We start from the raw sequence: 14,615 nt of genomic DNA on the forward strand, positions 1-14,615 counted from the left end.
TTTTAGAGGGCAACACCTCACAATTCACGCCTCACGGCTCAGGCGGCGTATCGCGCCAAAATTTTCCGTGGAATTTTCCAAAAATGCTCGCCAAGCCACCAGGGCTTGCCTGCGCTTTTTGGTTCATTTCGCAAAAAATTTTCCGGCGCGCTCCACCACCTGGAATTGTGCGGTATCGCCTTATATATTTATCTTGGTAGTAGTTTAACGCATTAAATCTGGTTTGTCAACCCTGTTTTTCGCCGCCCAGAATCCACTTGACCACTTCCACCGCCGGAATCACCGCCAGAGCCAGCGCCAGGCTCAGACCGTACTGGCCCAGATTCAGGGTCGCAAAGCCGAAGGCGGCAGCCGCCGGGGGCCAGAACAGCACCCCGGTGGTGAGGGCGAGACTGCCCGCCAGCGCTGCCCAGAGATAAGGGTTTTCCCCCTGCTGGGCGAAGATGCTGCCCCGCCGGCTGCGCAGGTTGAAGCTGTGGAATATCTCGGCCATGCTCATGGTAAGAAAAGCCATGGTCACCCCCAGCTGGCTTTGCGCCGCCTGCCAGAACCCAGTCTCCAGACGTGCGCCCGCGAAATAGGCCCCCAGCGTGAGCGCCGTGACCAGCGCCCCCTGCCACAGCACATCCACACCCAGGCCCCCGGCGAAGATGCCCTGCCCCCGGGGCCGGGGCGGCCGATGCATGCTGCCCGGCTCCGCCTGCTCCATGCCCAGCGCCAGCGCGGGGAAGCAGTCGGTGATCAGGTTGATCCAGAGCAGATGCACCGGCTCCAGCAGCCGGATGCCCAGCAGCGTTGCCAGAAAGATGCTGGCCACCTCGCTCATGTTGGAGGCCAGCAAAAACTGGATGGCCTTGCGGATGTTTTCGTAGATGCGCCGCCCCTCGGCCACCGCCGCGGCGATGGTGGCGAAGTTGTCGTCCGCCAGCACCATATCAGCCACGTTCTTGGTCACGTCGGTGCCGGTGACGCCCATACCCACGCCGATGTCCGCCGCCTTCACGGCCGGGGCGTCGTTCACCCCGTCGCCGGTCATGGCGGTCACGCAGCCCCGCTGCTGCCAGGCCCGAACGATGCGCGCCTTGTGCTGGGGCTGCACCCGGGCGTACACCGAAAACTCCGGCGCTCTGCGCCGCAGCTCCTCGTCGCTCATGGTATCCAGCGCCGCGCCGGTGACCACCTGACTCGCGCTGCTCACCAGCCCCAGGGTGCGGCCGATGGCGGCGGCGGTGTCCGGGTGGTCGCCGGTGATCATCACGGTGCGGATGCCCGCCGACCGACAGGTCCGCATCGCCCCCGGCACCTGGGGCCGCACCGGGTCCAGCATGCCCACCAAGCCCAGAAACACCAGCTGGTTTTCCGCTGCGGCGGGCGTTAAGGGCGCGGGCAGCTTTTCCCAACTTCGGCAGGCCGCCGCCAGCACCCGCAGTGCCTGCGCCGCCATCCGCCGGTTTTCGGCTAAAATACGGCTGCGGTCCGCTTGGGTCAGGGGACGGGGCTGGCCGTCCTGCATCCAATGGGTGCATTTTTGCAGCAGAACGTCCGGCGCGCCCTTGGTGTACTGAATAATCCCGCTCCCCTGCTTGTGAAAGGTGCTCATGCACTTGCGCTCGCTGTCGAAGGGCAGCTCGGCCACCCGGGGCTGGGCCGCTGCCAGCGCCGCCTTGCGCAGTCCCAGACGGGCAGCGTATTCCACCAGCGCGCACTCGGTGGCCTCACCCTGTGCCGTGCCGTCCGGCAGAAGCTCCGCGTCGGTGCAGAGGGCCAGGGCGGTGACCAGCGGCTTCTGCTGCCCATGACAGCTCTGCACCTCCATTCGGTTCTGGGTGAGGGTGCCGGTCTTGTCGGTGCAGATCACCTGGGCGCAGCCCAGCGCCTCCACCGCAGTCAGCCGCCGGATCACCGCCCCCTGGCGGCTCATGCGAGTCACCCCCACCGAAAGCACGATGGTCACCACCGCGGCCAGTCCCTCGGGCACTGCGGCCACCGCCAGACTCACCGCCACTAAGAAGGTATCCAGCACCACGGGCAGATCCACGCTGCCGCTGCGCCACAAACTGAACCCGAACAGAAACACACAGATGGCCAGCACCAGCGCGCTCAATGTCCGGCTCAGGCCCGCCAGCGTCTGCTGCAGGGGCGTTTTGCCCTGGGCAGTCTCGGCCAAGGCTCCGGCAATGCGGCCCATCTCGGTGTTCATGCCGGTGGCGGTGACCAGCAGCTTCCCCCGGCCATACCGCACCGTGCTGCCCAGGTAAGCCATACACCGGCGCTCGGCCAGCGGGGTGTTCGCCCCCGCCGGGCGGGTGTTCTTTTCCACCGGCAGACTCTCGCCGGTGAGAGCGGCTTCCTCGGTGCGCAGGCTCACGCATTCCACGAGCCGCCCGTCCGCCGGGACCGCGTCTCCCGCTTCCAGCAATACCACATCCCCCGGCACCAGCTCCTCGCTGGCCACCTCCAGCGAACGACCGCCCCGCAGCACCCGGCTGTGGGCCGCCGTAAGCTTCTGCAGCGCCTGGATGGCCTGCTCGGCCTTGTGCTCCTGGTAAACACCCAGCACCCCGTTGATGACCACCACTGCCAGGATGATAAACACATCCGCGAAGCTCTCTCCCGCCACTGCCGCCGCCCCGCCGGACACCGCCGCCGCAGCCAGCAGCACCACGATCATGGGGTCGGCCATCTGCTGCAAAAACCGCTGGAACAGCCCCGCCTGCTTTTGTTCGGCCAGGCGGTTGGGGCCGCACTCGGTCAGACGGCGGGCGGCTTCTGCCCCGCTGAGCCCCTGGCGGCTGCTTTTCGCCCGCCCCAGCGCGGCCTCGATCTCCAGCTGATACCATTCCATTCCCTCGTCCTCCTTTTTCCGCAACCGGTTCCTTTCAGTGTATGCGGAAAAAAAGCGGGGCATGAATGGGAAAAAGCACCTGTTTTCGATATATTTAATCAAGTTTATACCATTTGTATATAAGCCAAACAAAAGAAAACCGCCCCGGAACACCGGGGCGGCGAAATGCAAAACTTATTTAATGCGCAGAATGCTCTGGATGAGCAGCACACCCACCAGGATGGGCAGCACGAAGGTCACGTAGCCGCGCACCCAATTGGGTACCTTGGGGCCCACGCCCTGGTTGGCCTCCTCCTGGTAGTTCTTGAAGCCCCAGCCAATGCGGCTGACGCAGAACAGCAGGTAGACCAGCGAGCCGCCGGGCAGCAGGATGTTGCTGACCAGGTAGTCCTCCAGATCCAGCACCGCGGTGCCGGCCTCAAAGGGCACGAAGCCGCTCCACACATTGTAGCCCAAAATGCAGGGCATGGAGATGATGGCCACGATGATGCCGTTCACCAGCGCGGCCTTTTTGCGGCTCCAGCCGGAAAGGTCGATGGTGCAGGCCAGAATGTTCTCGAACACCGCCACGATGGTGGAGAAGGAAGCAAAGCTCATGAACAAAAAGAACAGGGTTCCCCACACACGGCCCGCGGCCATGGAGTTGAACACGTTAGGCAGGGTCATGAAGATCAGCGGGGGACCGCTGTCCACGGGAACGTCGTAGGCAAAGCAGGCCGGGAAGATGATCAGACCGGACACAAAGGCCACGAAGGTGTCCAGAATGGCAATGTTGATGGACTCGCCCAACAGCCGCCGCTCCCGGCCCAGATAGCTGCCGAAGATCAGCATGGCGCCGATGCCCAGGCTCAAAGTGAAGAAGCTCTGGTTCATGGCGGCGGTGATGGTACCCAGAATGCCGGTCTCCTGCACCTTGCTCAGATCCGGCACCAGATAAAAGCGGATGCCCTCGGAGGCACCGGGCAGGAACAGGCTGTTCACCGCCAGCACCACCATGATGACCAGCAGGGCCACCATCATCCATTTGGTGATGCGCTCCACGCCCTTCTGCAAGCCGAAGGAGCAGATCACAAAGCCCAGCACCACAATGATGAGCATCCACACAGTCATGGTCACCGGCTGGGTGAGCATGCCGGAGAAGGCGCTGTCAATGCCGGCCTTGTCCAGCCCGCTCATCTCACCGATGAGGAACCGGTAGAAGTAATAGAGCATCCAGCCCGCCACGGTGGTATAAAAGGCCATGAGCACATAGTTGCCCAGCATGGCAAAGATGCCGTGCCAGTGCCACTTGGACCCCTTGGGCTCCAGCTCCTGATAAGCCTTGATGCAGCTTTTGCGGCTGGCCCGGCCGATGGCAAATTCCATGGTCAGCACGGGAATGCCCACCACTGCCAGGAAAAACACGTACAGCAGCACAAACAGGCCGCCGCCGTTCTGGCCGACCACATAGGGGAAGCGCCACACGTTGCCGATGCCGATGGCGCATCCGGCACTGAGCAGCAGAAAGCCCAGCCGGGAACCGAATTTTTCACGTTGCATAATTCTCGTCCTCTCGCCGTTCGTTGATCCGCACCGGGCGTCTCGCTCCGCAAGCACTTTGCCGCAGTACTTCTTTATTATACATTCACAGTACAGTGACTACAAGCCGTAAGCCGCATTTTGTGACTTTTTGTGACAAACAAAAATCGCCGCGCCTGCCCGGGCAAAGGCCCAAAGCAGGCACGGCGCGCGTTTCATCTCAGCTCAGCTCAAACATGCCGTGATACAGCTGATAATATTCGCCCTTCTGGTCCAGCAGCTCCTGATGACTGCCCCGCTCCACGATCTGCCCCTGCTCCAGCACGATAATGGCATCCGCGTTGCGCACGGTGGACAGGCGGTGGGCGATCACAAACACGGTGCGGCCCTCCATCAGCCGGTCCATGCCCTTTTCGATCAGGGCCTCGGTGCGGGTGTCGATGCTGCTGGTGGCTTCATCCAGAATCAGCACCGGCGGGTCCGCGATGGCCGCCCGGGCGATGGCCAGCAGCTGCCGCTGGCCCTGGGAAAGGTTCTTGCCGTCGCCGGTGACCGGGGTATCGTAGCCCTTGGGCAGACGGCGAATGAAGGAATGGGCATTGGCCAGCTTGGCCGCAGCCACCACCTCCTCGTCGGTGGCATCCAGCTTGCCGAAGCGGATGTTGTCCGCAATGGTGCCGGTGAACAGGTGGGTGTCCTGCAGCACCACCGCCAGCGACCGGCGCAGGTCCGGCTTCTGGATGCGGCGCACATCGATGCCGTCGTAGGTGATGCGCCCGTCGGTCACGTCGTAGAACCGGTTGATCAGGTTGGTTACCGTGGTCTTGCCCGCGCCGGTGGAGCCCACAAAGGCGATCTTCTGGCCGGGCTTTGCATAAAGGCTGATATCCTTCAGAATCAGACGGGAGCTCTCGTAGCCAAAGCTCACATGCTCAAAGCGCACATCGCCCCGCAGCGGGGTCTGATTGCCGTTGGCCTTATCCTTCCAGACCCAGGCTCCCTGGGTGCCGGTCAGCTCCACACTGCCCTTATCCACCTCCGGGGTTTCCTCCATGGCGTTGAAGATGCGTTCCGCGCCCGCCAGCGCCGCCAGCAGGAAGTTGGACTGCTGGGTGAACTGGTTGATGGGCATGGCCGCCTGGCGCACGAACACCAGATAGCTGGTCAGGCTGCCCACGTCGGTCATGCCGTGAATGGCCATCAGGCCACCCAGCACCGCCACAATGGCGTAGTTCACATAGGAGATGCTCACCACGGTGGGCACCATGGTGGCCGCGTAGCCCTGGGCATTGGTGGCCGCCTGGCGCAGCGCCTCGTTCTGGGCACAGAAGGCCTCCACATTCCGGCGCTCATGGTTGAACACCTTGATCACCTTCTGGCCGCCGATCATCTCCTCAATGGTGCCGTTCAGCTTGCCCAGCACCTGCTGCTGGCTCTGGAAATACCGCTTGCTGCGCTGGCCGCTGTAGCGCACGGTGGCGAACATGGCAATATAGCCCAGCACCACCACCAGCGAGAGCTGCCAGTTCAGCACGAACAGCAGCGTCAGGGTGCCCACGATCTGGATAAAGCTCTGGATCACCATGGCAAAGCTGTTGTTCAGCGCGTCGGCAATGGTGTCCACGTCGTTGGTGAAGCGGCTCATGATGTCGCCGTGGCTGCGGGTATCAAAGTAACGCAGCGGCAGGGTCTGCACATGGCCGAACAGGTCCCGCCGGATCTCATACACGATCTTCTGGGCCGCCTTCACCATCAGCTGGGTATAGCCGAAGGCGGACACCACGCCCACCGCATAGATGGCCGCCACGATGCCCACCGCCGCCAGCAGGCCGTTTGTATTGGCGGGCAGGATGTAGCGGTTCACCAGGGGTTTGAGCATGAAGGTACCCAGCAGGTTGGCGGCGGCGCTCAGGCTCACCAGCACCGCCACCAGCGCCATGATCAGCTTATGGTGGCCCATGTAGGCCAACAGCACCTTCAGGGTATGGCCCAGGTCATTGGGCCGCCGGGCTGTAAACTGCCGTTTGCTCATTCCTCGCCGCCCCCTTTCATCTGGGATTCATAGATCTCCCGGTAGATGGCGTTTTCCGCCAGCAGCTGGGCATGGGTGCCGATGCCGTTGACCCGGCCGTCCTCCAGCACCAGGATCTGATCCGCCTCCATCACCGAGGTCACCCGCTGGGCAATGATGATCTTGGTGGTATCCTTCAGCGCCGCCAGCCCCGCCCGGATGCGGGCCTCGGTGGCGGTGTCCACCGCGCTGGTGGAGTCGTCAAAAATCAGCACCTTGGGCCGCTTGAGCAGAGTGCGGGCGATGCACAGGCGCTGCTTTTGGCCGCCGGACACATTCACGCCGCCCTGGCCCAGCTCGGTGTCCAGACCTTTGGGCATCCGGCTCAAAAATTCATCGGCGCAGGCGGTGCGGCAGGCCCAGTCCAGCTCCTCGTCGCTGGCCTGCTCGTTGCCCCACAAAAGATTTTCCCGAATGGTGCCGCTGAACAGCACATTTTTTTGCAGCACGATGCCCACCGCGTCCCGCAGGGCCTCCAGCCGGTATTCTCGCACATCCCGGCCGCCCACCTTGACGCAGCCGCCGGTGACGTCGTACAGGCGGGGGATCAGCTGCACCAGCGAGGTCTTGGCCGAGCCGGTGCCACCCAGAATGCCCAGGGTCTGCCCCGCCGGGATGCGCAGGCAGATGTCCTCCAGCACGTTCTCCTGAGCCGTAGCACTGTATTTGAAGTCCACATGGCAGAATTCCACGCTGCCGTCGGCGATCTTGTCCCGGGCCTCGGCCCCGTCGGTCAGGCTGGGGGCATGGTCCAGCACCTCCATCACACGGGACGCGCTGGCCAGCGAACGGGTGAGCATCAGAAACACGTTGGAGATCATCATCAGCGAGTTCATGATCTGCAGCACATAGCTCAGAAAACCGGTGAGCTTGCCCACCTGCATGCCGCCCGCGATGACCATATTGCCGCCGAACCAGAGCAGCAGCGTCACCGCCGCGTACATGGTGAACTGGAAAGCGGGCAGGTTCATCACCGCATAGTGGAAGGTGCGCTGGCTGGTCTGCATCAGGCCGCTGTTCACCCGCTCGAACTTCTCCTCCTCATACTCGCCCCGCACGAAGGCCTTCACCGCGCGGATAGCGGTCAGGTTCTCCTCCACGATCACGTTCACCCGATCCATAGCCACCTGCAGGCGGCCATACATGGGAGCCACTTTATATACGATGAAGGCCAGCACCGCCGCCAGAACCGGCACGCAGCACAGAAAAATCAGACTCAGCCGGGCGTTCATGAAAAAGGCCAGGCCCACGCCCATGATCAGCATGGAGGGACCGCGCACCATGGGCCGCAGCCCGCCGCTCACCGCATTTTGCAGCACCGTGATGTCGGTGGTCATGCGGGTGATCAGCGATGAGGTCTCGAACCGGTCCAGATCGGAAAAAGAATATTCCTGGATCTTCTGGTACTGCTCCTGGCGCAGAATCGCGCCGAAGCCACAGGCTGCCCGGGCCATGTAACGGGCATAGAGCATGCCGGTCACCAGCGAGAGCAGGGCGCACACTCCCATCTGCACGCCCTTGATGAGGATGTAATTCACATCCCGGTTGGCCACGCCCACGTCGATGGTGTCGGCCATGATCACCGGGATGAACATTTCCAGGCCGGTTTCCAGCACCACAAACAGCACTGCCAGAATGAATTCTTTTTTGTAGCGGCCCAGATGCGCGAAAACGCGCTTCAGCTGTTCCATTCGCAGCTCCTCCTTTTTGGCAAATTGGATGGGGAACAAAACGGCCCCCTGGGGGTCATTCCGGCCGCGCCGGAACCGCCCAGGGGGGGATTCGGGTTCCTGGGCGATCAGCCCAGCTTGCTCACGTTCATATCGGTGGGTTTGGGGATACCGGGCACCGAACCGGTGCTGGTGTACTGCCAGATATCGTAATTGTAATCGAAGGACAGCTCATCCCGATACTGAGCGATCCAGATGCTGTAGGGCGAGAGGCTGGCCATGTTCAGCTGATTGTAGAACCAGCTGGAATAGCTGTAAACGCCCGCCTTGTAGCCGGAGTTGCGGATGGTCTCGCAGAAGGCCACCGCGTTGGCGGTGCGCTGGGCACGGCTTATGTTGTCGGCCCGGCCGGTGTCGCCCGCCACCTTCTCGGTATCGAAGTAGATGGGGTAGCTGATGTTGTAGCCCTGGCACAGGCTGATCACCATGCTGGCCTCCTCCACAGCTTCGGTCTCATTGATGGCCTGGCTGTAGAAGTACAGGCCGACCTTCAGACCCGCCGCAGTGGCGCCCTTGATGTTCTGACGGAAGGTGGAGTCTTCAACCAGAACGCCTGTGCCGTAGCCGCGGTAACCCACGCGGATGATGGCAAACTCGATGCCGGAGGCCTTTACCTGGTTCCAGTCGATGTTGCCCTGATACTTGGACACATCCACGCCCTTCACCCAGTTGGTACCGCCGCCGCTGCTGCCGCTGCCGCCGTCTCCGGTGTTTTCACTGCCGCCGCTTTCGCTGCCGCCGGTCTCCTCCTTCACGAGGGCGCCGTTTTCATCAAAGGTATATGTAGTGCCCGCGATCACCTTGCTGCCGGTCACCTTCTGGTGGGTGCTGGGATCGTAGTAGGCCTGCTTGTCCGAGGTGCTGGGATACCAGCCGGAATACAGGGTCACGATCACCTTTTCCACCGCCGTCATGGCAAAGCCCTCATGGGCGATGCCCTGCATGGCGTTCTCGTCATAGAACCGCAGGGTGGGCTCCAGCGACAGGGTGCTCACACCGTCGGCAGCACCGGCTGCCAGCAGGCCGCCCCGGGCCCATGCGCCCAGATCCAGTCCCAGCGCGCCGCCCGCCGCCGTCTGCAGCGAAGCGGAATTGCCGGCCGGAGCTTCCGTGGCTTCCGGAACCTCGGTAGGTGCCGGAGTAGGCGCTGCGGTGGGAGCCGGAGTGGGTTCTGCGGTGGGCTCGGGCGTGGGCGTGGAAACCATGCCCGCGTCCAGAGTGGCCTCTACCAGGAACTCGGTGCCGTCCTCCGAGGTGGCAGTCTTGCTCACATAGTAGGGGCTGATGCTGCCATCCGCGTATTTCAGGTAGTTCCGGCCGTTCTGCGCGGTCACCTCCGGGATATAAACCGTGGTCTTGCGCTCCTCGGACGAGGACTCGTTGTAATCGTAATCATTGCCGGAGGGCTCCGGAGTGGGAACTGCGGTCGGCTCGGGCAGAGTGGGGTCCTTGCCGCTTCCGGTGCCTGCGCCCGCGTGGCTGGTGTTGCCATTATCTTCCTCGGCCTCGTTGACCTCATTGGACTGCTTAATCTGATCCTTGACCGCTTCCACGTCGGCCTTGTACTGGACCTTCTCCTTCACCGCCAGGGTCACCGGCTCGGGAGTCACAAAGCCCTCCCGTTCGGCCACCGAAACGATGTACTCGCCGATATTCACCTGCTTGATGAGCAGCGTACCGGTTTCCGGGTCCACCGTATAGGTGCTTGCCTTGCCGGACTTCGGGGTCAGCTGCACCTCAAAATCCTGCCCCAGCACCGGCAGGCCGCTGTCGGCGTCCATCACGGTAACGCCCACGCTCTGCTGCACGGCGGTGGCTTCGATCTCCAGCTGGATCGGGGCCGGGGTGGGTTCCGGAGTGGCAGTGGCCTCCGGCTGGCTTTGAGCCTGGCTGGACACCACCTGCACCACACTCACCGGTACCGACGAGCTGTTGTTGGCCGCATTCACCGCAGTGAACGCGATGCCCGCGCCACAGCTCACGGTAACAGCCAGCGCGCAACTTAACGCCACCAGAGCCTTGCCCAGCGGCATGCGGGAAAACTTACTGCCCGAAAAATAGCGGGAAAGATCCCGTTTGTTCATAGGACGAGCTTCCTTTCTCTTTCTGTTTTATCGATCAACTTTCTCGTATTGCAGCGAAAAAGGCTATAATCATGTATAAGTATATCATATTTTCCTCATGGGGAAACAGCCTTTCCCGGTTCTTTCCCCTTTTTCAGAAGTTTGCACGAATCCCATCGCAGGTTCTTGTTATCTTTTTCCTCTTTACTCTACTAATTCCCGCTTCCTTTAACCCTCCACTGGAATTTTTGCCCCGCATGTTGTAAGATGAAAGGGAAACCAAATCTGTATTCTGCATCCCCATTGAAACAAAGGAGTTTTCCCCATGGATCTTCCCATGCTTCCCACCGAATTCCACACCGGCCTGTGCTTCGACGCCCATCACATGCTGGGTGCGCACCCGGCGCCGGACCAGGGCCCCGAGGCCTGGCTGTTCCGCCTTTGGGCGCCCGGGGCGCGGCGGGTCCAAGTCTGCGGCGATTTCAACGGCTGGTCCGGCCAGGACCTCACCCGGGACGCCGCCGGCGTGTGGAGCGGCTATGTGCCGAAGGCGCACCGCGGCCAGTTCTATAAATACAACATTCAAAAGCAGGACGGCGGCTGGGCACTGCACACCGACCCCTACGGCTTTTACACCGAGCTGCGCCCCGGCAGCGCCAGCGTGCTGTGGGGCATGCCTGCCCACAAATTCAAGGACGATGCCTGGATCGCCGGCCGCAGCGCCCGTTACGACCAGCCGCTGAACATCTACGAACTGCATGCAGGCAGCTGGAAGCGTCACCCAGACGGCCGGTGGTATACCTATCGCCAATTGGCCGGGGCGCTGATCCCCTGGCTGCGGGAGCAGGGCTACAATTTCATCGAGCTGCTGCCGCTGGCGGAGCATCCCTTCGACGGCAGCTGGGGCTACCAGTGCACCGGCTATTTCAGCGTGACCAGCCGCTACGGCACACCGGAGGAATTCGCTGCCTTTGTGGATGCCTGCCACCAGGCGGGCATCGGTGTGCTGATGGACTTCGTGCCGGTGCATTTTGCCTGCAACGGGGACGCTCTGGCCCGGCTGGACGGCGGCCACCTTTATGAATACGACAGCGACGTTGGACTGAGCGAGTGGGGCAGCTATAATTTCAATCTGTACCGGGGTGAGGTGCGCAGCTTCTTGAACAGTGCCGCCGCCTTCTGGCTGGAGGCCTATCACTGCGACGGCCTGCGCATGGACGCGGTGAGCCGGGCGCTCTACTGGCAAGGGGACGACGCCCGGGGCGTGAACCAGGGTGCGGTAAACTTTTTGCAGACCATGAACCAGGGCCTGCACCAGCGCTTCCCCGGCGTGATCCTGGCCGCAGAGGACAGCACCAACTACCTGAAGGTCACCGCCCCGGTGCAGTACGAGGGCCTCGGCTTCGACTACAAATGGGACATGGGCTGGATGAACGACACACTCCGCTATTTTTCCGCCCCCTTCGACCAGCGCCCCGGTCTCTATCACACCATCACTTTCTCCATGGAGTATTTTTACAACGAATTATACCTTTTGGCATTGTCTCACGACGAGGTTGTCCATGGCAAGCGCACCCTGATCGACAAGATGTGGGGCAACTACGAAGAGAAATTCGCTCAGGCCCGGCTTCTGCAATTTTATTTCATGCTGCATCCCGGCAAAAAACTCAGCTTCATGGGCACCGAGCTTGCCCACTTCCGGGAATGGGACGAGAGCCGCGCCATGGACTGGTGCCTGCTGGAGTACCCCATGCACCAGGCGTTCCTGCGGCTGGCAAAAGACCTGAACCGGCTGTATCTGCAGGAGCCCGCACTGTACAGCGGCGAATATCACAGCGGCCGCTTCCAGTGGGTCACCTGCGAAGCGGTGCAAGACGGCGTGTTCGCCTTCACCCGCACCAGTGCGGACGGCTCCACCTTCCTGATCGTGCTCAACACGCAGGATAAAACGCACGATCAATACCCGTTGTATTTCGACAATGCCTGCCATGCTCGGCTGGTTCTCTGCACCGCTGCGCCGCAGTATGGCGGGGACTGCTGCCCCGCCGCAGAATGCTGGGCAGCGCCGGGCGGCGTGTTGGGCAAGAGTCACACCCTGCGCCTGGACCTGCCCGCCTTGAGCGGCAGTCTGTACCGGCTGTGAGCCGCTGCGCTCCACCGGATTGACAGCCCTTTCCTTTCCCGCTACAATGAAGGCAACAGGAATTCTTGGGGCAGGCTGATTGCCCTTATCATAACTTGGGAGGTACGTTCTTATGCTGCGCATCCTAACCGACTCCACTGCCGATTTGCCGACGGCACTGGCCCAACGCATGCAGGTGGAGGTCGTTCCCCTGCAGGTAACCTTTGAGAACGGCGACACCTATCGGGACGGACTGGATCTTCCGCCCGAAGAGTTTTACGAGCGGCTCAGCGAATGCCACAAGCTGCCCAGTACCAGCCAGCCCAGCCCGGAAGCCTTTGAGAAGACCTTCAACGATGCCCGGGACGCGGGCGACGAGCTGATCGCGATCCTTCTTTCCGGCAAGATCTCCGGTACTTATCAATCCGCCCAGATCGCCGCATCCCTGGTGGATTACGACAAGATCTATCTGATCGACGGTCTCAGCGCCACGCTGGGCAATCAGCTGCTGGTTCGTCTGGCGGTGGAGCTGCGGGACGAGGGCCGTTCTGCGGGCGAGATCGTGAGCATTCTGGAAGAGGAAAAGCACAAGGTCCGGCTGCTGGCCGTGGTGGATGACCTGAAATATTTCCGCAAGGGCGGACGGCTGACTGGCGCGGAAGCCTTTGCGGGCGCCGTGCTGGGCATCAAGCCGGTGGTTGGCATGAAGGACGGCCATGTGGGCCTGGTGGGCAAGGCCAGAGGTATGCCCGGCGCATACGTTGCTCTCTTCAAGCTGCTGGATCAGGACGGCGGACTGGACCCGGACAAGCGGTATCTGGTGGGCTACACCGCCCATCACCGCACCGTAGAACCCATTCAGAAGTATCTGATCGGCAATCTGCATCTTCCTGCCGCCGAAGTATTCCACATCGGGCCGGTGATCGGTACCCACGCCGGCCCCGGCGCGGCCGGCATCGCCTATTTTGCAAAGGGCGAAGATTGAATTGTGAATTAACTTCGTAAAGTAAAAAAGACCTCTGCGTTGATTCGTCAACACAGAGGTCTTCTTTTTCTGTTATGCCGGCTTCTTCAGATCGATGCACACGATCTCCGGCGGCGACAGCAGCCGAAGTGGAAGCCGTGTGGTCCCGATGCCGCTGCTCACATAGACCCGGGCGGATTCTTCGGTCTCATCCAGCGCATACATCCCGCGCACAAATCCGCCGGAGCCCGGAGGGAGAATCTGCCGCGCGATCCATGGAATTCCAACCTGCCCGCCATGGGTATGACCGGACAGCATCAGCGCCTGCTCCGGCAGATTGAAAAGCAGCTCGGCTGTATAGGGCTCATGAGCCACAAGCAGCGGAAACACGCCTTCCGCAAAGTAGGGCAACTGACCTTCCAGATCGCCGGTCAGATAATCATCATAACCCAAGATCTGAATCTGATATTTCTCCAGAAGCAGGCTCTCATTTTTCAGCACCTGAAAGCCGCAGGATTCCATAAACTCCTGATAGATGCGCGCTGCGCCGCCACCCCAGTCGTGATTGCCCCAGACCGCGTATTTTCCGTCCGGGGCATTGATGCCGCTCAGCTGTTCCCGCAGCAGCTCCAGGTCCATCTGTTCCCGGTCACGGGCGTAGTTGTCCAGCAAGTCGCCGCCAAAGATCACCAGATCCGGTTCCAGCCGGTTGATACGCTCCGCCAGCTGTTTCGCCGAATCAACCGGCTTGTCCTCACCAAAATGGGTATCGGTAAAAAAGACGACGCGGCAATCGGCTGTGATTCCCTCTGCCTGGAAGGAAAGCCTTCGTACCACCAGCAGATTCGGTTCCACAAAGCGGGCATATAGTCCCGTCAGCAGGGCGGCAAGCACGATCCAGAACAGCACCCAAGCCCAGCGCCGTTTTCTTTTTATTTGTTTCTGTTTCATTGATTTATTTTATATATAAGCAGGCCTCACCACAATTGCGTCACCTCTTATGGTTCTTGCCTGAGAGAAAATCGTGAATGATTTGAGGAAAGTCCCAGCAAATAGCCGAGCTTTTAAATGAAATGTCGTTCGTCCTGCCGGGGTGTCCGTCGGCCTCCGGCAGCGGGGCCCTCGCAAAAGTTTGCCACGCAAAGTTTTGTGGGGATAAGGAGGAATGACGGAATGGTATGAGAAAAGCCCAGCCGAATGGCTGGGCTTTTTGAATGGAATGTAGTCCATTCCGACGTGGTGACCCGTGGGAGAATCGAACTCCCGTTTGCGGCGTGAGAGGCCGCCGTCTTGACCGCTTGA

Annotated in this window: 8 protein-coding genes; 2 read left to right on the plus strand and 6 right to left on the minus strand. The window is 61.4% G+C overall.

All coding sequences use genetic code 11. The features are described 5' to 3' along the window. Positions 1 to 226: 226 nt before the first annotated feature. The 5 genes from B5G03_RS12485 to B5G03_RS12505 form a co-directional block, all read right to left on the minus strand. Positions 227 to 2,845, minus strand: coding sequence for a cation-translocating P-type ATPase (locus tag B5G03_RS12485; RefSeq protein ID WP_087182022.1), 2,619 nt, complete (start codon positions 2,843 to 2,845; stop codon positions 227 to 229). A gap of 174 nt (positions 2,846 to 3,019) precedes the next feature. After that, the gene (locus tag B5G03_RS12490) at positions 3,020 to 4,384 is read right to left on the minus strand and encodes a sodium-dependent transporter (protein WP_087182023.1); all 1,365 of its coding nucleotides are present in this window, start codon (positions 4,382 to 4,384) and stop codon (positions 3,020 to 3,022) included. Between the two features lie 199 nt (positions 4,385 to 4,583). Then, positions 4,584 to 6,395, minus strand: coding sequence for an ABC transporter ATP-binding protein (locus B5G03_RS12495; RefSeq protein ID WP_087182024.1), 1,812 nt, complete (start codon positions 6,393 to 6,395; stop codon positions 4,584 to 4,586). Then, on the minus strand, positions 6,392 to 8,125 hold the full coding sequence (locus B5G03_RS12500; RefSeq protein WP_087182025.1) for an ABC transporter ATP-binding protein: 1,734 nt from the start codon (positions 8,123 to 8,125) through the stop codon (positions 6,392 to 6,394). Before B5G03_RS12500 ends, B5G03_RS12495 begins: the two co-directional genes overlap by 4 nt. Positions 8,126 to 8,232: 107 nt before the next feature. Continuing rightward, complete coding sequence (locus B5G03_RS12505) at positions 8,233 to 10,248, minus strand: glycoside hydrolase family 25 protein (RefSeq protein ID WP_087182026.1); 2,016 nt, start codon at positions 10,246 to 10,248, stop codon at positions 8,233 to 8,235. A gap of 304 nt (positions 10,249 to 10,552) precedes the next feature. On the opposite strand from B5G03_RS12505, the gene glgB reads away from it, so the two are divergent. Both glgB and B5G03_RS12515 read left to right on the plus strand, forming a co-directional pair. Further along, complete coding sequence (gene glgB, locus B5G03_RS12510; protein ID WP_087182027.1) at positions 10,553 to 12,370, plus strand: 1,4-alpha-glucan branching protein GlgB; 1,818 nt, start codon at positions 10,553 to 10,555, stop codon at positions 12,368 to 12,370. Positions 12,371 to 12,482: 112 nt separating this feature from the next. Further along, positions 12,483 to 13,334 carry a DegV family protein gene (locus tag B5G03_RS12515; RefSeq protein ID WP_087182028.1) on the plus strand — a complete coding sequence of 284 codons (852 nt, stop codon included), beginning with the start codon at positions 12,483 to 12,485 and terminating at the stop codon, positions 13,332 to 13,334. A gap of 72 nt (positions 13,335 to 13,406) precedes the next feature. Here the strand turns inward: B5G03_RS12515 and B5G03_RS12520 are convergent, their stop codons facing one another. Then, positions 13,407 to 14,264: a metallophosphoesterase gene (locus tag B5G03_RS12520; protein WP_087182029.1), complete on the minus strand. Its 858-nt coding sequence runs from the start codon at positions 14,262 to 14,264 to the stop codon at positions 13,407 to 13,409. Positions 14,265 to 14,615 lie beyond the last annotated feature (351 nt).

This window comes from Gemmiger sp. An50 (assembly GCF_002161595.1).
Taxonomy (GTDB): Bacteria; Bacillota; Clostridia; order Oscillospirales; family Ruminococcaceae; genus Allofournierella.